Source organism: Mesorhizobium sp. dw_380, from assembly GCF_018588885.1.
GTDB lineage: Bacteria > Pseudomonadota > Alphaproteobacteria > Rhizobiales > Rhizobiaceae > Mesorhizobium.
Map to the genome: position 1 here is coordinate 115,037 of NZ_JAFFIW010000005.1, position 23,624 is coordinate 138,660.

At 60.4% G+C, this 23,624-nt stretch carries 16 protein-coding genes and 2 pseudogenes; 8 read left to right on the forward strand and 10 right to left on the reverse strand.

Going from position 1 to position 23,624, the window contains the following annotated elements; all coding sequences use genetic code 11:
- Positions 1 to 21: 21 nt before the first annotated feature.
- The 6 genes from JT360_RS06740 (at position 22) to JT360_RS06765 (ending at position 8,536) form a co-directional block, all read left to right on the forward strand.
- Entirely contained in the window at positions 22 to 1,035 is a 1,014-nt protein-coding gene (locus tag JT360_RS06740; protein WP_214470761.1) for an adenosine kinase, read from the forward strand.
- A 65-nt stretch (positions 1,036 to 1,100) separates the two neighbouring features.
- Entirely contained in the window at positions 1,101 to 2,135 is a 1,035-nt protein-coding gene (gene tdh, locus JT360_RS06745) for an L-threonine 3-dehydrogenase (RefSeq protein WP_214470762.1), read from the forward strand.
- Positions 2,136 to 3,829: 1,694 nt separating this feature from the next.
- Positions 3,830 to 4,516: a response regulator gene (locus tag JT360_RS06750; RefSeq protein WP_024505585.1), complete on the forward strand. Its 687-nt coding sequence runs from the start codon at positions 3,830 to 3,832 to the stop codon at positions 4,514 to 4,516.
- Positions 4,517 to 4,542: 26 nt separating this feature from the next.
- A complete protein-coding gene (locus JT360_RS06755) occupies positions 4,543 to 6,009 on the forward strand; it encodes a type II and III secretion system protein family protein (protein WP_502703040.1) in 1,467 nt (488 codons plus the stop codon).
- 12 nt (positions 6,010 to 6,021) lie between these two features.
- A complete protein-coding gene (locus tag JT360_RS06760; RefSeq protein WP_127319504.1) occupies positions 6,022 to 6,582 on the forward strand; it encodes a CpaD family pilus assembly lipoprotein in 561 nt (186 codons plus the stop codon).
- Positions 6,583 to 6,664: 82 nt separating this feature from the next.
- A complete protein-coding gene (locus JT360_RS06765) occupies positions 6,665 to 8,536 on the forward strand; it encodes an acyltransferase family protein (RefSeq protein ID WP_126080682.1) in 1,872 nt (623 codons plus the stop codon).
- Between the two features lie 483 nt (positions 8,537 to 9,019).
- On the opposite strand, the gene JT360_RS06770 is transcribed toward JT360_RS06765, so the two are convergent.
- Entirely contained in the window at positions 9,020 to 10,159 is a 1,140-nt protein-coding gene (locus tag JT360_RS06770) for a porin (RefSeq protein ID WP_214470763.1), read from the reverse strand.
- 682 nt (positions 10,160 to 10,841) lie between these two features.
- On the opposite strand from JT360_RS06770, the gene JT360_RS06775 reads away from it, so the two are divergent.
- Together JT360_RS06775 and hemN are read left to right on the forward strand one after the other, a co-directional pair.
- Positions 10,842 to 11,198, forward strand: a complete 357-nt coding sequence (locus JT360_RS06775) for a hypothetical protein (RefSeq protein WP_024505577.1) — start codon at positions 10,842 to 10,844, stop codon at positions 11,196 to 11,198.
- A gap of 467 nt (positions 11,199 to 11,665) precedes the next feature.
- Positions 11,666 to 12,992 (forward strand): annotated as a pseudogene (gene hemN / locus JT360_RS06780) (oxygen-independent coproporphyrinogen III oxidase).
- Positions 12,993 to 13,226: 234 nt separating this feature from the next.
- Here hemN and JT360_RS06785 read toward each other — a convergent pair.
- The 9 genes and pseudogenes from JT360_RS06785 to nadA form a co-directional block, all read right to left on the reverse strand.
- A complete protein-coding gene (locus JT360_RS06785; RefSeq protein WP_024505576.1) occupies positions 13,227 to 14,870 on the reverse strand; it encodes an MFS transporter in 1,644 nt (547 codons plus the stop codon).
- A 173-nt stretch (positions 14,871 to 15,043) separates the two neighbouring features.
- Positions 15,044 to 16,026, reverse strand: a pseudogene (gene bioZ / locus JT360_RS06790) (3-oxopimeloyl-[acyl-carrier-protein] synthase BioZ).
- Positions 16,023 to 17,288 carry an adenosylmethionine--8-amino-7-oxononanoate transaminase gene (locus JT360_RS06795; RefSeq protein WP_127248564.1) on the reverse strand — a complete coding sequence of 422 codons (1,266 nt, stop codon included), beginning with the start codon at positions 17,286 to 17,288 and terminating at the stop codon, positions 16,023 to 16,025. Before JT360_RS06795 ends, bioZ begins: the two are co-directional and overlap by 4 nt.
- On the reverse strand, positions 17,288 to 17,923 hold the full coding sequence (gene bioD / locus JT360_RS06800; protein ID WP_214470764.1) for a dethiobiotin synthase: 636 nt from the start codon (positions 17,921 to 17,923) through the stop codon (positions 17,288 to 17,290). The genes JT360_RS06795 and bioD overlap by 1 nt, the downstream gene beginning before the upstream one ends.
- Positions 17,920 to 19,059, reverse strand: coding sequence for an 8-amino-7-oxononanoate synthase (locus tag JT360_RS06805; RefSeq protein WP_127319498.1), 1,140 nt, complete (start codon positions 19,057 to 19,059; stop codon positions 17,920 to 17,922). The genes bioD and JT360_RS06805 overlap by 4 nt, the downstream gene beginning before the upstream one ends.
- Positions 19,056 to 20,024, reverse strand: coding sequence for a biotin synthase BioB (bioB, locus tag JT360_RS06810; protein ID WP_245463568.1), 969 nt, complete (start codon positions 20,022 to 20,024; stop codon positions 19,056 to 19,058). Before bioB ends, JT360_RS06805 begins: the two co-directional genes overlap by 4 nt.
- A gap of 174 nt (positions 20,025 to 20,198) precedes the next feature.
- Positions 20,199 to 21,080 (reverse strand): carboxylating nicotinate-nucleotide diphosphorylase, encoded by an 882-nt coding sequence (gene nadC / locus JT360_RS06815; RefSeq protein WP_024505570.1) that lies wholly within the window; start codon positions 21,078 to 21,080, stop codon positions 20,199 to 20,201.
- A 1-nt stretch (position 21,081) separates the two neighbouring features.
- Complete coding sequence (locus JT360_RS06820) at positions 21,082 to 22,623, reverse strand: L-aspartate oxidase (RefSeq protein WP_127330663.1); 1,542 nt, start codon at positions 22,621 to 22,623, stop codon at positions 21,082 to 21,084.
- Positions 22,620 to 23,594 carry a quinolinate synthase NadA gene (gene nadA, locus JT360_RS06825; protein ID WP_095486074.1) on the reverse strand — a complete coding sequence of 325 codons (975 nt, stop codon included), beginning with the start codon at positions 23,592 to 23,594 and terminating at the stop codon, positions 22,620 to 22,622. The genes JT360_RS06820 and nadA overlap by 4 nt, the downstream gene beginning before the upstream one ends.
- Positions 23,595 to 23,624 lie beyond the last annotated feature (30 nt).

Here is a 23,624-nt window from a genome sequence, read left to right on the forward strand (position 1 = left end):
CGGGTTTTGGCGGAGATTTTGATGCCGGATTATGACGTGCTTTGCATCGGCAATGCCATTGTCGACATCATCGCCCAGTGCGACGAGGTATTCCTCGAGACCAACGGCATCATCAAGGGCGCGATGAACCTCATCGACACACAACGCGCCGAACTGCTCTACAGCCGCATGGGCCCGGCGATCGAGGCCTCCGGCGGCAGCGCCGGCAACACGGCGGCCGGCGTCGCCAGCTTTGGCGGCCGCGCCGCCTTCTTCGGCAAGGTCTCCAACGATGCGCTGGGCGAAATCTACGCCCACGACATCCATGCGCAGGGCGTCGCCTTCGACACCACGCCGCTCAAGGGTGAGCCGCCGACGGCGCGCTCGATGATCTTCGTCACGCCCGACGGCGAGCGCTCGATGAACACCTATCTCGGCGCCTGCGTCGAGCTCGGACCGGAGGATGTCGAGGCCGACAAGGCGTCCGGCGCCAAGGTCACCTATTTCGAAGGCTATCTGTGGGACCCGCCGCGCGCCAAGGAGGCAATCCGCCAGACGGCGAAGCTGGCGCACGCGGCAGGCCGAGAAGTGTCGATGACACTGTCGGATTCGTTCTGCGTCGACCGCTACCGCGACGAATTCCTCGACCTGATGCGCTCGGGCACGGTCGACATCGTCTTTGCCAACAGCCACGAGATCAAGTCGCTCTACCAGACATCGTCGTTCGACGAGGCGCTGGCGCAGATCCGCAAGGATTGCCGGATCGCCGCCGTCACCCGCTCGGAAAAAGGCTCGGTGATCGTGCGCGGCGACGAGACCGTGGTGATCAAGGCGACCGCCATCAAGGAACTGGTCGACACGACGGGCGCCGGCGATCTCTATGCCGCCGGCTTCCTGCATGGCTACACGCAAGGCCGCGACCTGCAGACTTGCGGCGACCTTGGCTCACTGGCAGCCGGATTGGTGATCCAGCAGATCGGCCCCAGGCTCCGTCAGAATTTGCGCCGCGAGGCCGAGCAGGCGGGGCTGACCATTCCGGACGTTCAAACGAGTTAGTGGCCTACCTTCCCGTTGTGCAGGCTATCTCGCCAGAAGCGCAATCACGGAATAGGGAAATCCTGATGTCGAACATGATGAAGGCGCTTGTGAAGGCCAAGGCCGAACCGGGCATCTGGATGGAAGAGGTGCCGGTGCCGGAAATCGGCCCCAACGACGTGCTGATCAAGATCAAGAAGACGGCGATCTGCGGCACCGACGTGCACATCTACAATTGGGACCAGTGGGCGCAGAAGACGGTGCCGGTGCCGATGGTGACGGGCCATGAATTCGTCGGCACCGTTGCCGATTTCGGCGCAGCGGTCACCGAATACAAGGTCGGCCAGCGTGTATCGGGCGAAGGCCACATCGTCTGCGGCCATTGCCGCAACTGTCGCGCCGGGCGAGGGCATCTGTGCCGCAACACGCTCGGCGTCGGCGTCAACCGTCCCGGCGCTTTCGGTGAGTATCTGGCGATCCCGCAGCACAATGTCGTGCCGATCCCCGACGATGTGCCCGACGAGATCGCCGCGATCTTCGATCCGCTGGGCAATGCCGTTCACACCGCATTGTCATTTGATCTGGTCGGCGAGGATGTGCTGGTGACCGGCGCCGGGCCGATCGGCATCATGGGCGCGCTCGTCGCGCAATGCGTCGGCGCGCGCAAAGCGGTCATCACTGACATCAACCCGGTGCGGCTGGCGCTAGCCAAGAAACTCGGCGTCCAGCATGTCGTCGACGCCTCGAAGGAGAAGCTGCGCGACGTCATGCCGGTGCTCGGCATGACCGAGGGGTTCGACGTCGGGCTCGAAATGTCAGGCGCCGCCCCCGCTTTCCGCGATATGATCGACACCATGAACAATGGCGGCAAGATCGCCATTCTGGGCATCGCGCCGACCGGCTTCGAGATCGACTGGAACAAGGTCATCTTCAAGATGCTGCATCTCAAAGGCATCTACGGCCGCGAGATGTTCGAAACCTGGTACAAGATGATCGCGCTTGTGCAGGGTCCGCTGGATGTCTCCGGCCTGATCACCCACCGCATCGGCATCGACGATTTTCAGATCGGTTTCGATGCGATGAAGAGCGGCAGTTCCGGCAAGGTGGTGATGGACTGGTAGGGATTGCCTTGGCCGCTATTCAGGAAAAGCTGACGACAGCACCTCTGGTCCGCCGGACATTTTCCAACTAGGGGAACATGGCTGGGTGGAGAGCTATGGCTCCGCTACGTGCGCTCGCTAATCATACACGGCGACGTATCGCGGCCCACCCGGTGACGGTCGATGGGGCAATTCGCTTCAGTCGATGACGGAAACCCGGTGAACCGATGCTGAGGCCCCGACGCGATCGTCTATTTCCTATGATCTGCGATTGAGGTCGAGGTGTTGCCGCTTTCAGCGGGTAAGATGCGATAGACGACTTCCGGTACCCTTCCGGTCAGCGAAAAGGAAGGCAACGAGCCGCATTGCCTCAAGCAAAATGTTACCAATAGTGTCCTGTTCCAAAGGGGATGGACAGGTCGTGCCATTCCGGTTCGGGGGAAGGATGGCGCGGCTCAGCATGGCGACACGGTGAAGCGGCGATCGTGGAGCTTTATTGCGGCGTTGACAAGCGGCGCATTCTGGATGAGTTCGAGGCGGTAACCGGCTATTATTCGCAAGCGCGCGATCCGTCTTATGAACCGTCGTGAGCAGAGGCCGTCTGCGGGCAAGAGCCGCAGCCGCTGTTACGGCAGCGATGTCCGCGACGCGCTCATCGTGTTGTGGGAGGATTCGGAGCGGCTGGGTCCGCATCGACGCTCGCGGCGGCCAGCGCCGCCGGGCAGGAATGAGTTCGCAGTTCGCCGCTCGGTGCCAGCCCGCACCTTCGGCGATTGGAAAGATCCGCCGCCCGGCTTTGTTGAGCGCATTCGGGCACGTCTTCGTCAGGGAGCTTCGTGCAGACGATGGTGCTGACCGGATTGCCGCCGGCTGGACCGATTGCATTCCGCTCCGCACGCGCGACAGCGGCAATGTGATCATGGCGACCAAGCAGGCCCGCTCCCGGTTTCGCTGACCCTGTGCTGCTGTTTGCCGGCATCCGCCCGCACAGGAAGAGCTTGTAAAAGCGGTCAGTGCGGAAATCGAGGAGCCGTTGGTCGTCGATCTTCAGCCTGAACGCGGTCGTTTGCTGGTGCCGCAAATCGGCTGTTGCATGTACATCCCTGTCAGACGTCAGTTTTCCTCGCCTATTTTGGTGTCGAGCGCGAAGTGCTCCAACCAATTGCAAGGCTTTTTGGAAATGAGAGCGGCTTTGCGCAGGGCGCTCCGTTGTTAAGCATTCAAGCTACCAAGCCAATGACGCGCAGGTTCCACCAGGCTCGCCAGCCTTGAAGGACAGCGAAAAAAGCAGAGCACGACAGACACAACAGTGCATCAGGACGCCGCAGTCGTTGAAGATGGTGCGCTGCATCCATCCCGTGGATGCATTCGATCCAAATAATCGATTTGTTCAATCAGTTTCTCGAAAGCTAACCCTACCCTCTGTGGGAATCGGGCTCTGAGCCGCGACGCTGCCTTGCGAGCGCAGGGGCTGCACGTAGGAGAGATGATGCAACGAGAAATCGCACGCGGGTTGCTGGCCTCGTGGGTTCGCCGACCGGCGTATTTGAGCCCGTCAGTTGGTCCTCACCCGCGCCTATTGCCACCGAGCGACTTGCATGTCCCTCCGACTCGGACCAGTTCCGAGAGCTGCGACGAGTTGCGCGCCGTGTGCTCCGATCAGATGGCCGCCGGTGACGCGTTCGATGGGCCGTCCCTCTTCGAGAGGAGATGAAATGCGAACGCTGCTCGTGGATCATCATGCGGATCTTGCGCGCGCCATGCGACTTGCGCTCGGGGATGGCGGCTTCGTCGTTGATGTCGTTGGTACTCTGGAACTGGCTTCGAGTGCATTTTCTTGCGCCAGCTATGAAATTCTCCTGCTGGAATTGGCTCTGCCAGATGGCGATGGCTTGGGTTGGCTGAGGCAGTTGAGGACCCACGGGCATTCAGTTCCTGCCGTCATTATGAGCAGCCTTAACGATCTCGATAAGCGAATTGCGATCTTCAACGGAGGTGCGGACGACTTTCTGCTCAAACCCATCTCTACCGATGAGCTTATTGCCAGAATGAGAGCCATTCTGCGCCGGGCGACACAGATGACCGACCTGAGGCTCGTATTTGGCAATCTCGACTTTGATCCGGTCGCCCGCCAGGTTTTCGTTGATGGGCACCCAATGATGATCGCACGTCGCGAACTCTGTATTCTAGAGCACCTGCTTAACCGGGCAGGCCGCATCGTGCCCCGTGCGCAATTGGAAGATCACCTCTATTCATTCAACGACGACGTGTCTGCCAACGCGCTTGAAGTCGGAATTTATCGTTTACGGGGACATCTGACCAGATCAGGTGCAACGCCACGGATCAAGACCATCCGAGGCATTGGTTACATCCTAGAATTGACTGACGCCTCGTCCGCATAGTTTGTCGAATCGAAAGAAGATCTATTTTGCTGATCCTTCAACATCCTTGCCCTGCGCCCAATTGGCGGGCGATCGCCAACAAGGTTACAAGACCTGCAGTGCCCCGTTACCTGGGCCATCTCCTCTGCGCGCTTATTGTGACTTTCCCACTTGGTGTCGCGGCGCAAAACAAGCCGGACAAAGGCCCGCCGCATGCGGCTTCGAATAGCATCAACGCCACGCTGACCCTTTCCTCTTCGCTCGGGGAGACCGTTCATCTGCCCGCGCCAGCCACGACCATCTTTGTTGCTGACCCCACGATCGCGGATTTTCAGGCGCCATCGAGCAAAACAATCTTCGTCTTTGGCAAGAAATCGGGGCGGACCAGCCTATTCGCCTTGGATGGCAATGGCGAGCCTCTCGCCGAATTGCGTATCGTTGTCACGCAACCGATCGGGGATTTACGCGCCATGTTGCGGGAGCAGGTCGGCGACTATCCCATCCGCGTCAACTATACGCCGCGCGGCGCAATCCTTAGCGGGACGGCGCCCGACGCAGAGGTCGCCGACACCGCAAAAAGAGTCACTGAGCAATATCTGGGCGACGGAGCGCAAGTCGTCAACAACATCAAGGTCGCTGGATCCCTGCAAGTTAACCTCAGCGTGCGCGTAGCCGAAGTCTCACGCAGCGCCATGAAGTCACTCGGCGTCAACTTGTCCGCCTTCGGTCAAATCGGCAATTTCAAAGTGGGCGTTCTAAGCGGAAGCGCTGCAAGCGCTGGGTCTGGTTCAACCCAGGGTGGCGGTACAGCAGAAATCGGATTCGACAACGGTGCCGTCAACGTCAGCGCGGTTCTCGACGCGCTCGCCAAGGAGCATATAGCTTCCGTCCTGGCTGAGCCGAACCTCACCGCTATGTCGGGTGAAAAGGCCAGCTTTCTCGCGGGCGGCGAATTTCCCATTCCTGTCCTGCAGGAAAACAGGCAGGTATCGGTTGAATTCCGTCACTTCGGCGTCAGTCTGGAATTTGTGCCGACAGTTCTCAGCAACAATCAAATCAACATTCACGTAACGCCCGAAGTCAGTGAACTGTCGACGCAAGGTGCCGTGCAAATCAACGGAATTTCCGTGCCGGCAGTTTCCACGCGCCGAGCCGATACGGTCGTCGAACTCGCCAGCGGCCAGAGCTTCGCAATCGGCGGTCTAATCAGGCGGAACGTCAACAATGATGTCAGGGCCTTTCCCTGGCTCGGAGAACTGCCGATCCTGGGACCGCTTTTTCGCTCGACCTCGTTTCAAAAAGAGGAGTCAGAACTGGTCATTCTAGTTACGCCTTACATTGTAAGACCAGGCTCCAACCCAAACCAGATGAGCGCACCGACCGAGCGGGCGGCACCGGCTTTGAACGGAGGGGGCGCTCCGACGAATTCCGTGACAAGTCCCCCGCGAGACCGCGCTGCTATCCGTGCGGGCGCGCCAAGCGCCCAGGGCGGTCTCGGCTTCATCATCGAATAGTGTCATCCAAAGATGTTGCGTTTTATAATCCTCTTTGTCGCTCTGGCACCAAGCGTAAGTGGCTGCACAAGCACTACGCCAGTTGATGTCGAACCATCGGCACCAATGCTTGTCCGAGAGGAGACCACCGTCCTGAGGTTGCAAAGCCTGCGCGCTTCCGAACGGCAGCGTTTGCGTGTTTTCCTAGACAAGGCCAGTCGCGGCCGGTTCGATGCCATCCACCTCCTCATCAGCGGTTCGCCCCAGCTCAGCACAGGGGTAGCCCATCAGGCCAGGCAGTTGGCAATCGAAGAAGACAACATTCAATTGCGCGATCAACACGACGCCGGCTCAGTGCGAATTGAGGCGATTGTCTATCACGCCCGTCCGCCGGTCTGTCCCTCATATGGTGCCTTACCCAATGAAGAATCCTTCAAACAGCCGCTTGGTTGTTCGACAGGACATAACCTGGCCGTGATGGTCAACGATCCGCGCGATCTGCTCGACAATCAGGCCGTCAAGGCCGGCGATGGCGATCGTGCTTCTGTACCAGTTGCAACTTACAGAGCATTCGGGACGGATAAAGGTGGCTGATACCGCCCTTATCTCGGCAGCACTCCTACCGGAGATTGAAAGCTTCCAATCGCGTCCTGATTAAAATAAAAGGAACCGCTGGATGCAATATAGGCGCTATATCGAGGGCCTTAGGGCCGTTGCTGTACTTCCGGTCGTACTCTTTCATTTCGGAATTTCGGCGATCCCGGGTGGCTTTAGCGGGGTCGATATCTTCTTCGTCATCTCCGGCTACCTAACCAGCGGAAGCCTCCTGGATGACCTTGAACGCGGCCAATTTTCCATCGTCAACTTCTACTGGCGCCGTGCCCGGCGCATTCTGCCGGCGCTCGTCTTTGTGATGCTTCTCACCTGCATTGCGGCATTGTTCATTCTTCTGCCACCGGATCTGCGCGGATTCAGTCTTAGCATCATAGCTACCTCGACCTTCTGGTCGAACGTTTTCTTCTGGAAAACGTCAAGTTACTTCTCTATCGATGCCGCGCTTCTACCACTGTTGCACACTTGGCCGCTTTCCGTAGCGGAGCAGTACTACATCTTCGCACCAATCCTGATGTTCCTAATCTATCGCTACATCGGGAAGCGCTGGCTGACGACACTTCTTCCGATAATTCTCTGCAGCTTCGTAGTGGCGGTGATGGCGACATCGCTGGCACCCACCGCCGGATTCTATCTGCTGCCGACCCGAATCTGGGAACTCATGTTGGGCGCCCTGCTCATGCTCAAATGCCCCTCGCCGCTGGGCAACCGATTCCTGATGGAGTCGGTGGGGGTGGCCGGATTTGGCCTTCTCGCCATCGGGTTCTTCGCGATTTCGGCGAGTGATCCGTTCCCAGGCTACAACGCCTTGTATCCATGCATCGGAACGGCCCTTCTGATCTATGTTGGCCAAAATACCCCCTCGACGGTCGCCACCCGCATGCTCGAAGTCCGGCCGCTGGTCTGGATTGGGCTCATCTCGTATTCGTTGTATCTTGTTCACTGGCCTCTCAATGCGTTCGCGCACTATCTTTCGTTCCAAAAACTCGATCCGTTGATGACCGGTGCGATGTTGGTGGCAAGCCTCGCATTGGCTGCATTCTCCTGGAAGTTTGTAGAGCAGCCGTTTCGACAGAAGAGGGCCTTCACCTCCCCGGGGCCTATCTTCGCCTTTTCAGCGCTCGCGATCGTTGTCCTTTGTGCCGGCGGAGCGGCGGGGGCGCTCGGCAACGGCTTTCCGCAACGGTTTCCGGACTATGTCCAGCGGCGCATTTCCGTCGGGGACTGGAGGAATGGCATCTGTTTCAACGAGGGCACCAGCCGGATCGAAAGCTGGAATATGGAGGATTGCACGCGCACCAGCGGTTTTCCAACAACGGTTTTTTTGTGGGGCGACTCCTTCGCCGCGCACTATGTTTCCGGCTTGGGTGCTAACATAAATCGATTGCAGGCGAACATCGTTGAATATACGTACGCCAGCTGCGCGCCGATACTCTATTACTACCCTTACGATCGTCTTGATTGTGTCCGGTTCAATCGCAAGGCCTTGGACGTCATCTTGGAAGCGGACATCAAGACGGTTATCCTCAGCGGTAGATGGAGTGACTATGAGGTCAGAGGTTTCGACGGTCTTCAGCAAACAATCGCTACGCTTCGTGCCCTGGGCGTGCGCGTGTTTGTCATCGGCCAGTCTCCGCAGTTCCCAACTGACGTCCGGAAAATTGCGTTCTTCGCCAAGCGCCAAAATCTGGACGATACGTCCTGGCCGATCGCGATGGACCCCGACATCAACGAACGTGTGCGCTCATTTACCAAAGGCGCCACATTCATCGATCCGCTGAAATTCCTGTGCAGCGCAGGACGCTGCGCCTATTCCGATAGAGGAGAGTTTTTATATTTCGACTATGGTCATTTCTCTTCAGCCGGCGCCACACTGGCAATCTCGAAATACTGGCCGGCTTTTGGCAAGGACAATGCTCTTCCCAAGACGAAGTAGCGGCTCAGCGGCTGACAAGCACCAGTACGGGTCCCAGTGATAGCTCCTGCTTCCGCAGCAGCCGCGACGATGGAGCTGTTCAGGTTTAAGGCCCCCCGATAGTGACCTGGGATGGGTGCTGCCACGCGGCTCGGACTCAGCGTGCATTATCACGTAAATGTTGAGAGAATGAATGGCGCCGCGAAGGGCAATTCCAGCCGTCCAAAGCGACAGGCGTGTCGCGGCCTCGACATTGCAGTGGCGCTTACCTAACACGGCCTCACACTGCCCTCTAAACGGCCCCGAATTTGAACTGACGGCCCCTGGCCGGTTCATCGGGCAGGTCAAGGGCTAGGCTGTAGTACACAGGGCTCATCCCTTTCAGTTTCAAGTTGGTACGATGGGCCGTGGACGGTTGATGCAGACTTCAAGATGGCGAACGAAGCTCTCCATGCGTGCGTTGTCGAGGCAAGTGCCTTTGCCATGCTCGCGACTGGAGAGATTTCAAAATGAGCCTTGTAAGCGGAGAATGCCGCCGACGCTGTTCGGCTTGCTCGTGCCCTTGACGGCGGTAGGCTCGGCAGGGCCGAGGCCAGAGTTGCCGTAGTGGTCGTAATCGACCTCGGCTGTGACCGTGAAGCCGGGAACGACCATGTAGGCGACGTTTGCAGCCACACCAGAATCCTTGAGCTGATCACCCGAGACCTGAAGGTTGAACGAAGTTTTCTCGTCAAACTCGTAAGTGGCGCCCGCCCAGAAAGCCCACTGGCCGTTCCAGATTTTGTACGAGCCGCGCCCATGATTGGCAATTGCGCCGTTTGAGTCCTCGTTGAGACTGGCATTGGAACCGTAGCCGAAGAGTCCAAACAGCGACAGCTGGTTTGTGACAGCGACGTCGACGCGGATCTTGCCGGCAAAAGCTTCGTAATTGCTGTCATAAGCCGCGACGCCGGTGATCGAGCCCCAGCCTTGCGTGTATTTCAAGCCGGCGACAACGTGCGGAATATAGCTGTCGATAGTACCGGCTGAGCCCGATCCTTGTTCGAGCGAAATCACAGTCGAAATGCCGTTGCCGGCGTCGAAGTGGTACTGAGCCACGTTGGTGTCGAAGCCGGCCGACGGAACGAGCATACTATCGAGAACGTTGCCAGCGTAGCTTGCAAACGTATCGAAGGCCGACCCCTCCTTGCCAACTCGCAGGCCTCCCAGCTCGACCCAGGCAGAAGCCAGTGCGAGGCCGCTGTTGAAATCATAGTTCTGAGGACTGTCATGCGAGTTAGCGCTGTTGCCAAAATTCACGTGGGTTTCGGTATAGGTCGTCAACGCGCCGAGCTCGGTCTGCTGGCCGGTCCAAGTTTTGAACGTGAAGCGTGTGCTGTTTCGCCAAGTGCCTTGGTCCTCGCCAGTTCTCACGTCCGAGGTTCTTGCGCTGTCATACGATCGGACGTCACCCAGGCCGATATCGTAACGGACATAGCCGCCGATGCGCAGGCAGGTCTCGGTGTTGGGAATATAGGAATATCCCGAGCCGAGGACGTCGCAGATCTTGATGTACTCGGCCGGTTCCCGCTCGGCGCCAGCTGCTCGACCGACGGAAACGGTCATCAGAGCAGTTAAGCCCAGAAGAGGACTCTTGATGTACATGTCTAGATCTCCATGAAGGAATAAAAAGGATAGAGGCGAAAGAGCAAGCTTTTCCTCTAAATTTTGTGCGTGTTGTCTCCAATATGTGGACGCCAAAGCGCTTGACACGAGAGGTGAGCCAGCGTAAAAGCCGCATGTACTTATAATAGTGTTTTTTGCTAGGAGATTCATTATCGTTTACATGTGAAACACTCCGGTCGGACCGCTGCAGCTCTCCGAAATAGAGCAGCAAGCGACATGCCAACCTGAAGCGTAAATGCGGCCGACACCAAAATCGGGCCGACGCGCCTTCGTCTCGCTGGAATCACTTTTTTTGAGGGTCACTGCGAAAAGCAATGTGCGACACGGTTCGCCATGTTCGATATGTGACAGTCTCGTTTAACAGCGACGGCTTCCCGTCTGACCGCAACGCAGGCCGCGCCATGCGCTACCGAGAAGGATCACTGCGCGTACGCTCCGCAAGGGCTGCGCCAGGAACAGAGGGCGTGCACGTCCGAGGCGTCGCATGGTGGCCGCAGCACCTTTTCGCCGCTGTAAGTTCGCCGTGCAGGTACATTGCGCGGCCGGAAGCGAGAGGGAGCGCACCCTGAAACGGCTGCCTACGGCTCGCCTCGAGTAATTGGCGATGAACAGCATTCTCGAGAACTTAGTCTCGACGGAAAGAGCAACGAAAGGAAGCCGCTTGGACGAGCACGATCCGAAGGAAGAACCGATCGAGACCATTTTCCGCAACGGCACAATCACTGCCGTGGGTATCCTGCTTGCCTTTTCGCTCGGCTTCCTCACTCATTGGGCCGCGAACCCCTTGCCATGGCAACTCTACGATCTGTTCGCCGTAGTGCCGATCCTGCTCGGCATCGCACTGCAGATGAGAGCGCTGTCCATGCTGCTCGACATGAGTTCCTTGCGGCGCCCCATCTACGAACGCGCCAATCGCATTTTCATGGTCGGCCTCATCCAGACCGCGTGTGGCGTCGGCATGGCCATCTTGGTCGATCTTTTCGGGATATCGGTAGGGGGCACGCTGCCCGGCGCTTGACGACAAGCCACACCGCCGCTCTTCGCTCGAAGCGACGTCAAGCCGGGGAACCTTGTGCACCCCCTAGCGGCGTCCTCCTTTCATCAAATGAGCCGACGTCAGCTTTAGAGCGTCTCGGTGGCTAAAGCCGGTATGGTTTTTCGGCCGGCAGGGAAGGCCGCTGGCTGGACCTGGATGGCGTCTGAACGAGGCTTGACAGGTCCGTTGCGTCGGACATGAATTTCGCATTGCAAAGTTCTTCCGCAGACGCCTCAAGCACACTGCACTGGCGTCACGTACTCAGACGTTGAATGCGGCACCGCACCATCACCTCAGGCGCAACCATGGCACGCGCGCTCCCCGGCGTGGTTGACCCCATCCTGTCCAAACGAGACTGCGACATAAGCGGGACGCACTGACTTAGGTCAGAGACCAGGACGAGCGCGCAACGAAAGAATGATGGATCAGCGACGTGGGATGACAGCTCCTTGCACACCTCAATCCTGACAAAGTACCGGGACCCCCGGCCGCCTTGGTATACCATCTATCCGACTGTGCCAGACTTCTCTGCGGCAGTTGGTGCTGACGATTATGAGGAATGGCTGGGGGGCCTCCCGGCCGACGAATCGGTGTCGCTCTATTTCCACATTCCGTTTTGCCGATCCATGTGCTGGTATTGCGGCTTCCCTACCGCGGTCATCCGTCGCAACGGCCCGATCCTTAATTATTTAGCGGTGCTGCGTCAGGAGATCAGTTTGGTGTCGGAGCAAGTGCGGCAAGGGCTGCCGGTGAGCGATGTGCATTTCGGCGCGGAACGCCTCACCTTATCGGGCCAGCCGAGCACTTGGCGCTGATGGAATTTCTACGCCGCCACTTCGCTTTCAGCAAAACTGCTGCGATCGCCGTGGAGATCGATCCCCGAACGTTCACACCGGAAATGGCCGAAGCCCTGGCAGCTAACGGTGTCAACCGCGCGAGCATCGGCGTGCAGAGCTTTGATCCCGATGTGCAAAGGCGATCAATCGGATCCAGAGTAAGGTGCAGACGGCCGCTGCAGTCGAAAATCTCCGCCGGCATGGCGTTGGCCATATCAACTCCGACCTCATCTTCGGTCTATCGAAACAGACTGTGCAGTCCTGCATCCAGACCGCGATGGCTGCGGTCGCCATGCGCCCCAACCGGCTTGCGGTGTTCGGATACGCGTATATTCCTTCCGTGATAAAGAATCAGCGCCTAATCGAGCAGGCAGGTCTACCGGACGGTGATCTTCGCGCCGAACAGGCTGCAGCTGTCGCCGAGACACTGGTTGCCGCTGGCTACCGGGAGATCGGGCTCGATCATTTCGCTCCGCCGGACGACGAACTTGCGCTAGCGCAGAAGACCGGGCGCCTACGGCGTAATTCGCTGGGATACTCGGCCGATACTTGCAAAACCGTGATCGGCTTCGGCGCGTCGGCTATTGGCCGAGTCCGCGAGGGGTATGTTCAGAACGAAGTAACACGGGATTCTTACGCTCGGCACATCGCAAGTGGACGTCTGGCGACATCAAAGGGCCACCGTCTGACCGACGATGACCGGGTGCGCGCAGCGATCATCGAGCGACTGATGTGCGATTTGGAGGCCGACGTGCCGACCATCTGTGCCGCCCACGAAATCGAACCAGCTCGTTTTCTCGATTCAGTTGAGAGTTTGGTGACGCTGGCTGAGGAGGGGATCCTGGACGTCGAAAACGGCTTCATCCGCGTGCGGCCGGAGCACCGCTTTGTTGTTCGCGCCGTTGCTGCTGCATTCGATGCTTTTCTCGCGAATCGATGAGTTGAGGCCACGACGCCGAAAGGCATCAGACCTTGTTTGGCGCTCGTCGGCATGGGCTCTCGCAGAAGACTCCGCAAGCGTATGCAGGGGACTTCCACTTGACGCCGCGTTCACCATCATCTCGCCTGGGTGCGCGCGAAAGCGCACAACCCGGAGCACGCTGCTCTCGGTGTGAGGCTGTGCTCTGCAAAGCACCGGTGATCCACCCTGTCCCTGGACAGCAGCTTGATGGCGTCATCTTGGAGGACGAGAAAAGATTGTCGAGGTACGGGTACGAATTGCCTCGGTCGTCCGTTCAATCGAAAGCACTGTCTGCGGAGGCACCTCTCCTTCATGCAGTGACAGGAGATGCTGGGCGACTTCCTTATCTGCTGCGGTGAGTCGATGATTTAGGCGGAGAAAGTCCATCCAGGTGGGGGTGCGGAATGTCTCCGTCCAAAGTGACGGTGTTTGCAGATTTCGCTGGAGCGTCCAGTTTCGTGCACCGGCACGGCTCTGGACGTGTCGCCGCGTGCGCATGGAGCCCAGAAAGGCCTCGATATTTTCCTCCGATATCAAATACTCGACCTTGGCCACGATAGGGCCACTTCTGGGTTTCAGATCGAGAGCCACGTCCGGCGGATGAAAAACTGAACTTTCTTGGTCGGTTTCTTCCCAGGGACGGACCGGCAACACGATCCCCGCTGCTGCAACCAGCAACAGAGCGCCTGCGGCGCCCTCCAATGCTGAGGTCAAGGAATAGTTTTGCGCGACAGAACCCCAGATCCAGCTGCCAGCAGCCATACCGCCTGCGCTCAAGGCGTAGTAAATGGAGAGCGTGCGGCCTACAACCCACCTTGGGCTTGCCAACTGCACCGACACGTCAATGCCCGTCCAGGTGATAAGCCAACCCGCTCCGCCGAGCGCCAGCGAAATGGCCGCCACAGGAACCGACGATGTAAGGGCAAGGGAGAGGCAACAGACTGCACAAGCCACAGAGGCGAAGGCCACCAGCCTGTTTTGAGACGTGACCTTCCTCAAGAAGCCGTTGCCCATGCCCGCGATGAAAGCACCCATGCCGAAGCCGGCCAATAAGATACCGTAGACAATTGGCCCACTCTTCAACTGATCCCGGACCACGAGGGGGAGCAACGCCAGAATGGAGATGCTTGCCAATCCGAAAAGAGCGGCTCGGGCGGTCGCTGCCCTGATCTCCAAAGACATCGCCGTAAAGCGCACTCCGTCATGAATTGCCGTCGTCATTCTCTCACGAGGGAGAGGCGAAGAGCGGACCTCCCATTTGGTGCGCCATATCGCGCTTATGGGCGCCAGATCACTCACCGCAGCCAAGGCGAAAGCGGCCAGCGGCCCAAAGACGGCCAGGATCACGCCCCCCAAGGCCGGACCAACGCTGCGCACAATGTTGTATCCGACGGACATAAGCGTCACTGCGGCCGGAATGTCGCGTTTGTGAAGGATATCGCCGACCGAAGCGTGCCAAGCCGGATCATTCAAGGCAAAGCCGCAGCCGGCCAGGAAACCTAACCCGAGAATCAGCCAAGGACTGACAAATCCCAGACCCACAGAAATCATCAGCGTCGTCGACGCCGATGCTATCAGGCAGTGTCCCGCAAACATCACCCACCGGCGGCTGAAGTTGTCGGCAATGGCTCCGGCGAAAACTGAGAGGAAGAACACCGGCAATGTGGATGCGGCCTGGACGAGTGCCACCATGAGGTCGGACGCTGAAATCGTTGCCATAAGCCAACTGATGGCGACCGTTTGCACTAGCCAACCGAGGCTCGAAATCTGGGTGGCCGCCCAAATTGAGCGAAACACCTTGTTTCGAAATGGGGCGAGCGTCTTTGAAACGGGCGGTTGAGGATTTTCGCTCTGCATGAGGTATTGCTGGCCTTCGATGAGCGCTGCGATTTGAGCAAGCGGGTCGATACTTAGACATCGCGGAGCACCGCACGGAACCCAGCTCTATGGAGCTTGCCGGCGACTATTTACGTATTGAGCCATTCTCATAGTCTCATTCATGAGCAGTCCTGTGCGCAAGCATTGCTTTGCTAAATTCCCACCACAAGCGCGCCGCCGCTGAGACCCGCACCCGCTGCCGCCAAGAGGACTTTCTCGCCAGGCCGAAACGGCTGCGCCCGATGGGCCAGCGACATGAGAGCGGGATCGTCGCGGCGGAAGAGTTGCCATATTCGGCGATCGTCTTGACGATCGAGTGATCAGCGATGCCGAGGTTCCTGCCGACCGCGTCGAAAATGCGCGCATTGGCCTGATGCGGCACGAAACGATTGAGGTCTTGCGGCCTCAGTCGGGCAGCAGTGAGCGCATCTCTCGAGCAGGCGGTCATCATCTCCACGGCCTTGCTGAATACTTCACGGCCGTCAGTGATCGTCATCCGTGTCTGCGCGAGGTCGAGGTCGGCATGGAACGGAGTGTTGCTTCCCCCGGCGGGAATCTGGATTAGCCCGTAGCGCGAGCCGTCGGAATCCACCGAAGCGCCGAGAATGCCTCGATCCGGGTCATCGCAAGGACTGATCACCATGGCGCCGGCGGCATCGGCAAACAGCACGGCGCTGGCGCGCTCGGCCAAATTGATGCGGTGGCTGAGGATGTTGGCGGCGATGACAAGGCTCGCTTTGCCGTGCAGGCGGGTGAACCCGTCGGCGAACATCAGCGCATAGATGAAGCCGGCGCAGGCGCCGGTCAGGTCGATCGCTCCGGCGCGGCCTAGCCCCAGCCGATGTGCGACCAGCGGCGCGCTTGGCGGCAGAAGGTGATCGGGCGTCGACGTGGCGAGCAAGAGTAGACCGACGTCGCCGCGGTCGATACCGGCATTGGTCAGCGCCATGTCGCCGGCAGAGGCGGCAAGGCCCGACAGCGTGTCTTCGTCTGTTGCCCAGAAGCGCGAGCGAATTCCGGTGCGCCGCTCGATCCAGCCGGGCTCAAGCCCGAGCCGGTCTTCGATTTCCGGGTTCTCGACCTTGCGCGCCGGCGCATGATGGCCGAAGCCGAGAACGCGCGACGATAGGTTCATGGCCGCGAGCCGAAGCGTTCGCCGGCCTCCTCTATCGCGTCATAGAGCCCGTCCAATTCGTCGCTGGTGATGCAATAGGGCGGCAGAAGATAGAGGACATTGCCGAGCGGGCGCACCAACAGGCCGCGCTCAAGGAAAAAAGCGCGCAGTTTTGGCCCGATCTCGGCCAGATAACCGGCTGAGCCGGTGCGTAGGTCGAGTGCCGCGATGGTGCCGGTTGTCCGGCAGTCGGTGAAATATGGATTGTCCCGGAAGCGTTGCAGCCCCGCGGCCTGCCTCGCGCTCAAGACCGCGATCCGCTCGGCCACCGGCTCGTCACGCCAGATCTCGACATTGGCAAGTGCTGCCGCGCAGGCGATCGGATTGGCGGTGTAGGAGCTCGAATGGAAAAACGTCTTCTTGCGATCCTCCGAAAAGTGAGCGTGGAAGATGGCATCGGTGGCGATCGTGGCGGCCAGCGGGATGGTACCACCGGTCAGACCTTTCGACGTGCACAAGATGTCCGGCGAGACGGACGCCTGTTCGCAGGCAAACATGGTTCCGGTGCGCCCCCAGCCGGTCATCACTTCATCGGCGATCAGCAGCGTGCCGGAGGCTTCGGCGATCCTCTTCAATTCGGCAAGAACCCAGGCCGGATACATCAGCATGCCGCCGGCGCCAAGCACCAGCGGCTCGACGATCAGCGCGGCTGCGCGCCGGTCGCTGCTAACGGCCTCGAACCGATCCAGCGTTTCCTGCTCGCGCCCGGCGGCCGGGAAGGGGATGGCGTCGACCTCGAACAGCAAAGGATCATAGGCGGCGTTGAAGACGCCGCGGGCGCCGACGCTCATCGCCCCGATCGTGTCGCCATGATAGCTGTGCTCCATGACGGCGATGCGCGAACGCGGCGCGCCGATGTTGCGGAAATAGCCGAGCGCCATCTTCAGCGCGACTTCGACTGAGGTCGAGCCACTGTCGGAATAGAACACCCGGTCGAGGCCGGCGGGTGCGATGCCGACAAGCGCCTCGGCCAGCCGTTCGGCCGGCTCGTGGGTGAAGCCCGCGAAGATGATCTGGTCGAGGCTCGACGCGGTCGTCTCGATGGCCTTCATGATGCGGGGGTGGCGATGGCCATGGGTGACGACCCACCAGGAAGAAATCGCATCGAGGATGCGGAAGCCGTCGGCCTTGTGGAGATAGGCGCCTTCAGTCAGCACGATTTCAGGGACCGAGGGCTCTAGCGCGTGCTGCGTGAACGGATGCCAGACTCGAGACTCCGCCATCAGTCGCCTCCGGCAATCATGGCCAGGTCGAAGCCGGAAATCATTGCATCTCTCAACGTTTCACCCGTCAGCGGACCGAGGTGCGGCAGCCTACCCAGCTGCGGCACGCCGCCGAATTCCACGATTGTCCTTTGTGTATCGGCCGCCTCTTCGCCAATGAAGGCAATGCCGATGAGCGGGATGGAGCGGGCTCTCAGGGCCTCGATCGACAACAGCGTATGATTGATGGTGCCAAGCGCGGTGCGGGCGCACAGTATGACCGGCAGCCGCCATTGTTCAAATATGTCAATGAACCTTGTCTGTCGATTGAGCGGCACCATCAGCCCGCCGGCGCCTTCGATGACGAGCGGTGTCGGCAGGACCGGAAATGAAAGATCGTCGGCCTCGATCGCGACGCCGTCGATTTCGGCTGATCGATGCGGCGACAGCGGCATCGTCAGTCGATAGACTTCGGGCAGCACGCGTCCGTCGGGCAAGCCGGAAAGCCGGGCGACGACCTCGCTGTCGGTCTCCTCGTTGAGGCCCGATTGCACCGGCTTCCAGTAGAAGCCGTCGAGCAGCCCGGCAAGTCCGGCCGAAAACACTGTCTTGCCAATTCCAGTGTCTGTTCCGGTGACGACGATGCGTTTGGTCATGCTGTGGCCAACACTCCGACGAGAGCCTCGACCATGGCGGAAATGTCGGCTTCGTCGACGTTGAGAGTCAGCGAAATGCGCAGGCGCGACGTACCCTCAGGCACTGTCGGCGGGCGAATGCCGCGTATGTCGAAGCCGCGTGCCTGCAGTCCTGCCGCCACCGCCATGGTGCGGCTGTTATCGCCGATCACAAGCGGCTGGATCTGCGAACCGCTGGGCATCACGCCGCAGCGTTCGGCCAATTGCCGGCTCGCGAAAGCGACACGCTCGTGCAACTGAGCACGACGCATAGGCTCGTCAGACAGAATAGTCAGCGCCTCACGTGCCGCGACTGCCATCAGCGGCGATGGTGCGGTCGCATAGATGAATGGCCGGCACCGGTTGATAAGATAGTCGCACAGTGTTCGCGGTCCGGTAACGAGCGCGCCGGATGCGCCAAGCGCCTTGCCGCATGTGTGGAGCGTGACGATGTTGTCGCGGCCTTCATACGCGGCGGCCAGTCCCCGGCCGTCCGGTCCCCAGACGCCGGTGGCATGCGCTTCATCGACGACGATGAATGCCTGGTACCGATCAGCCAGCGCGACCAGGCTCTCCACCGGCGCACGGTCGCCATCCATGCTGTAAAGGCTTTCTAAGGCGATCCACACCCGCCCCATGCCGCCTTCGGCGCGCCAGCGGGTGATTGCGTCCTCGACAGCGTCGACGTCGTTGTGCGCGGCCAGCTTGAACTCAGCGCGCCCGACCTGGGCACCCTCATGCATGCTGGCATGAGCGAGCTCGTCGAGGACCAGCAGGTCGCCTTTCTGCGGCAGGGCCGTCAGCAGAGCGAAGTTGGCGATATAGCCGCTGCCGAAGAACAGTGCACGCTCGGCTCCGAAAAATGCCGCTGCGTCCGCCTCCAGTTGCTCATGTTCCGGTGCATTGCCGCGCAACAGCCGCGATCCGGTGGCGCCCACTGGCGTGCCCCGCGCAATCGCCGTCGAAACCGCATCGCCCAGTCTTTTGGAGGCGGCAAGTCCGATATAGTCGTTCGACGAGAAGTCGAGCCCGGCGCGCGGTGCGAGCGTCCGCAACCGGTCCTTGCGCCCCAGTCCCCGCAAGGTTGCGTCATAGCGGGCAAGAATTGCCTCCTTCATTGCGTGGCGAGTTCCATAGGCTCAATGCCGAGGCGCCGGAACAGAAGGGTATCCTTGTCCTCGCCGGGATTTCCCGCCGTCAGCAGCGTGTCGCCGACAAAGATCGAATTGGCCCCGGCAAAGAAGCACAGCGCCTGCGTTTCGTCGCTCATCGCCGTCCTGCCGGCGGACAGCCTTACATAGGATTTCGGCATCATCACCCGCGCGAGCGCAACGATGCGGACGAAATCGATCGGATCGATGGCGTCGGCCGCGGCAAGCGGCGTGCCTTCGATGGGAATAAGCATGTTGATCGGCACGCTTTCCGGCGGCTCAGGCAGGTTCGCGAGCGTGACCAGCATGTCGATGCGATCGGTCTTTTCTTCTCCCATCCCGACAATGCCGCCGCAGCAGACTTTCATCCCAACCGCGCGCACGTGCCCAAGCGTTTCCAGCCGGTCGGCAAAAGTCCTGGTTGAAATAACCTCGCCATAGTAGCGCTCAGAGGTATCGATGTTGTGGTTATAGTAGTCGAGACCGGCCTGCTTCAGGCGAGCAGCTTGCTCAAGATCGAGCATGCCGAGCGTCATGCAGGTCTCCATGCCGAGGGCCTTGACGTCCTCAATCATGGCGACCACAACGTCCATGTCGCGCTCCTTGGGACTTCGCCACGCCGCGCCCATGCAATAGCGCGTTGCGCCGCCATCACGCGCCTTGGCCGCTTCGTCGATGACATGCTTGACGTCCACCAGCTTCGACGCCTTCACACCGGTTTCGTAATGCGCAGACTGGCTGCAATAGCCGCAATCTTCGGGGCACCCGCCGGTCTTGATGCTAAGGAGCCGCGACAGCTGCACTCGGTTTCGATCGAAGTTCTGGCGGTGGATCGTCTGAGCCAGGAACAGCAGATCGTTGAATGGCATGCCGTAGATGGCCTCGGCCTCTTTGCGGTTCCATCGCGGAGGCGTTCCATCGACCGATTGCATGGTCTGGTTCACGTCGAACTCCGAGTTCATTCCAATCGTCATCGTCAAACCTTTGTTTGCTAGTCCGGTACGCCTTCTTGGCTTTGGGGCGCACTCGCTAAAGGCGAGCTGCGGCACGTCTTTCCAGCACCTCCTACGCCTGCCGAGCTGATGTTGCTCCTCACGCCGTAATCCTCAGTTCAAGTGCTTGCAGATGTTCTGGTGGTCCGGCATGTCCAGGCCGATGTCGAGGATCGGGGCGCTGTGCGTCAGCCAACCCATGGAGATGAGATCGACACCGGTCGCCGCAATCGCCGCCGCCGTTTTCGGCATCACCCGACCGGACGCCTCGGTGATCGTACGGCCATCCACTATAGAAACCGCGCGGGCAAGATCCTCGACCGACATATTGTCGAGCAGCACCGCGTCAACACCAATCGCGAGCGCTGCATCGAGCTGCTTCAGCGTGTCGACCTCGACCTCGACCTTCACCATATGCCCTGCTGCGGCGCGCGCCCGCTCTATTGCTGTGCGGATATCGCCGGCGATCGCGATGTGGTTGTCCTTTATGAGCACGCCGTCATCGAGGCCGAACCGGTGATTGGCACCGCCGCCGACGCGCACGGCGTATTTCTCCAATGCCCGCAGCCCGGGCGTCGTCTTTCGCGTCGATACAATCCTCGCCTTGTGACCGCGCACGGCCTCAACCATGGCCGCTGTGGCAGTGGCAATGCCGCTCAGCCGGCATAAGAAATTGAGGGCCGTGCGTTCGGCCGTGAGCAGGCCTCGTGCGGGTCCGGACAATCTTGCAATGGTTTCCCCGGCCCCAACCTCGCTGCCATCAGGGCGCCAGATCTGGATGTTGATCGCCGGTTCCACGAGAAGGAAGGCATACGAGACCAGATCGAGCCCGGCAACGACGCCCGCCTGCCTCGCTTTGAGCACCAACGTGGCAGTGCAATCATACGGGATAACCGCATCGGTGGTCAGGTCGCCGGATCTGCCCAGGTCTTCGAGGAGCGCAACGCGCACAATCGGTTCGATCAGGGTCGCGGGGAGGGGGGAGAATGAAGTCATATCAAGTGCTCCGTATGGTAGCCCGGCAATCGAGTGCGGCCGCGGCCCGCATTGCGCTGTGCAGTGTGAGCCGTGATGGGCGCACGTTGGCATCGTGGAGCGGGAAATCGGACCGACAGTGCGCGCCTCGACTCTCTTCCCGCCTCAGGGCCGCCGCGGCGATCATCAGTGAGACCAAAGCCGGACCAGAGGCAGCGACACTATTGGCTGCGATCGGCAGCAGGGTCGCCACCGCTTCGCGCATTGCCTCGCCGTCGCGGATGATACCCAGGGCGGCGGAGACAATCGGGCGGACCACGGAAGCGTCTGGTCGTGGAGGGACGAATGTGGAGCATCTGCGCGGTCGCCGGGTATACGACGTGCCGGCAACGCTTTCGGCAACCCAGCTCGCGGTGACCGCCGCTTCGGTGAGCGAGTTGCTGGCCAGGCGGTTGGCGCCGTGCAGGCCGGTACAGGCCACCTCACCGCAGGCCCACAATCCCTCGATGGAGCTGCGGCCGGCGCTGTCTACGGCGACGCCGCCCATGTGATAATGTGCCGCCGGGCGCACCGGGATCACGTCGGTCGCGGGGTCGATTCCTGCGCTCCGGCACAATTCGGCGATGCCTGGAAAACGCTTGCCAAATCTCGGGCCGAGACTTTGCCGTGCGTCCAGGAATACGCGGCGTCCAACGGCAAGCTGGTGCCAAATGGCGCGCGCTACGACGTCGCGAGGCGCAAGTTCACCGCCAGGTGTGTCGGCGAGGAAGCGCTCTCCTCGCTCATCGATGAGCACCGCGCCTTCGCCACGCACGGCTTCGCTCACCAGCGGCATCGGCCGGCGCGGACCGTCGAGCGCAGTTGGATGGAACTGTATGAATTCCAAGTCGGCGAGTTCCGCCCCCGCCCATGCGGCGAGCGCCAGCCCGTGACCCCATGAGCCAGCGGGGTTTGTCGTGTCGCAAAACAGCCCGCCGACGCCGCCGGTCGCCAGCACCGCGCGACGCGTGGGCAGAGCGAGCGCGCCGGCTCGTCCTGCTGCGACCACGGCGATGACCGACCCGTCCTGCACGACCAGCCGGCGGACCTCCACATTTTCGATAATGGTGATCGAGGCTGTACGCCGAACCGCGGCGACGAGCGCGCGCACCAACTCGCGACCGGTGGCGTCGCCGGCTGCATGCACAATCCGCCGTCGCGAGTGTGCCGCCTCGAGCCCAAGTCGCAACGCGCGGTCAGGGTGCTGGTCGAAGTCGACGCCGAACCTTTGGATCGTCCTAATCGCTTCGGGTGCAGCTCGTACCACTCGCCGCACCGTGGCCTCATCGCAGAGTCCGTCGCCGGCAGCTATCGTGTCGCAAAGGTGAAAATCTGGGCCGTCGTCGCCCCCGAGACTTGCCGCAAGACCGCCCTGGGCAAGTTCACTGCAGGCTCCGGTTCCAAGCGGCGCGTTGGTCAAAAGCACGACCGGTTCCGGCGCCAGATGAAGCGCCGTCATCAGGCCGGCAATGCCGCCGCCGATGACGACCGGCGCCCCGGCGATGTCGCGAACCTCCAGACTCATAGGGAAAGCATGCGCTCGACCGCGCGGCGGGCGGGGCCGGCAATTTCGGGATCAATCCGGACCTCATGCCGGTTCTGCTCGAGTGCGGCGCGAATGTTAGCCAGGTTGATGCGCTTCATGTGCGGGCACAGATTGCATGGGCGAACGAACTCGACGTCGGGATGCGCGACCGCGACGTTGTCGCTCATCGAACATTCGGTCAGAAGGACGACACGCGTCGGTTTCTCACGCTCGACATAATCCGACATCGCCGCGGTCGAGCCGGAGAACTCCGCCTCCGCGACAACGTCTGGTGGGCATTCTGGATGGGCCAGCACGATGACGCCTGGATGGGCATCGCGCAGTTCCCGGATGTCTGCTGCGGTGAAGCGCTCATGCACCTCGCAATGGCCTTTCCAGGCGATGATCTCTACGTCTGTATCGGCTGCCACGTTCCTCGCCAGATATTCGTCCGGGAGCATCAGCACACGCGCCACGCCAAGCGATTCCACCACCGCCTTGGCGTTGCCGGACGTGCAGCAGATGTCGGACTCCGCTTTTACGGCGGCGGAAGTGTTGACGTAAGTAACAACGGGGACCCCCGGATACCGCAGCCGCATTAGCCGCACGTCGTTTGCCGTGATCGATTCGGCCAGCGAGCAGCCGGCGCGGAGATCCGGGATGAGCACGGTCTTGTTCGGATTGAGCAGTTTTGCCGTCTCGGCCATGAAATGAACGCCGGCAACCACGATGATGTCGGCGTCGACCGTCACCGCCTTGTGGGCCAACGCCAGGCTGTCGCCGACGATGTCTGCCACGCAATGAAAAATTTCGGGCGTCTGGTAATTGTGCGCCAGCACCACCGCATTGCGCTCACGCTTCAGCGCTAAGATGGCTTCAATATCGCCGGCGAACGCGGGCCATTCAACGGGTGGGATCACCCGCCGGACACGCTCATACAGGGACGCAGCCATAGGTAACGCCCCAGTCATTGGCGCCTCGATTATATTCGGTTTGACAAT

Bases quoted from the DNA above. Each gene is read 5' to 3' on its own strand.
- JT360_RS06740 (WP_214470761.1), top strand. From the start codon at position 22: ATGCCGGATTATGACGTGCTTTGCATCGGCAATGCCATTGTCGACATC.
- tdh (WP_214470762.1), top strand. From the start codon at position 1,101: ATGTCGAACATGATGAAGGCGCTTGTGAAGGCCAAGGCCGAACCGGGC.
- JT360_RS06750 (WP_024505585.1), top strand. From the start codon at position 3,830: ATGCGAACGCTGCTCGTGGATCATCATGCGGATCTTGCGCGCGCCATG.
- JT360_RS06760 (WP_127319504.1), top strand. From the start codon at position 6,022: ATGTTGCGTTTTATAATCCTCTTTGTCGCTCTGGCACCAAGCGTAAGT.
- JT360_RS06765 (WP_126080682.1), top strand. From the start codon at position 6,665: ATGCAATATAGGCGCTATATCGAGGGCCTTAGGGCCGTTGCTGTACTT.
- JT360_RS06770 (WP_214470763.1), bottom strand. From the start codon at position 10,159: ATGTACATCAAGAGTCCTCTTCTGGGCTTAACTGCTCTGATGACCGTT.
- JT360_RS06785 (WP_024505576.1), bottom strand. From the start codon at position 14,870: ATGCAGAGCGAAAATCCTCAACCGCCCGTTTCAAAGACGCTCGCCCCA.
- JT360_RS06795 (WP_127248564.1), bottom strand. From the start codon at position 17,288: ATGGCGGAGTCTCGAGTCTGGCATCCGTTCACGCAGCACGCGCTAGAG.
- bioD (WP_214470764.1), bottom strand. From the start codon at position 17,923: ATGACCAAACGCATCGTCGTCACCGGAACAGACACTGGAATTGGCAAG.
- JT360_RS06805 (WP_127319498.1), bottom strand. From the start codon at position 19,059: ATGAAGGAGGCAATTCTTGCCCGCTATGACGCAACCTTGCGGGGACTG.
- bioB (WP_245463568.1), bottom strand. From the start codon at position 20,024: ATGCAATCGGTCGATGGAACGCCTCCGCGATGGAACCGCAAAGAGGCC.
- nadC (WP_024505570.1), bottom strand. From the start codon at position 21,080: ATGACTTCATTCTCCCCCCTCCCCGCGACCCTGATCGAACCGATTGTG.
- JT360_RS06820 (WP_127330663.1), bottom strand. From the start codon at position 22,623: ATGAGTCTGGAGGTTCGCGACATCGCCGGGGCGCCGGTCGTCATCGGC.
- nadA (WP_095486074.1), bottom strand. From the start codon at position 23,594: ATGACTGGGGCGTTACCTATGGCTGCGTCCCTGTATGAGCGTGTCCGG.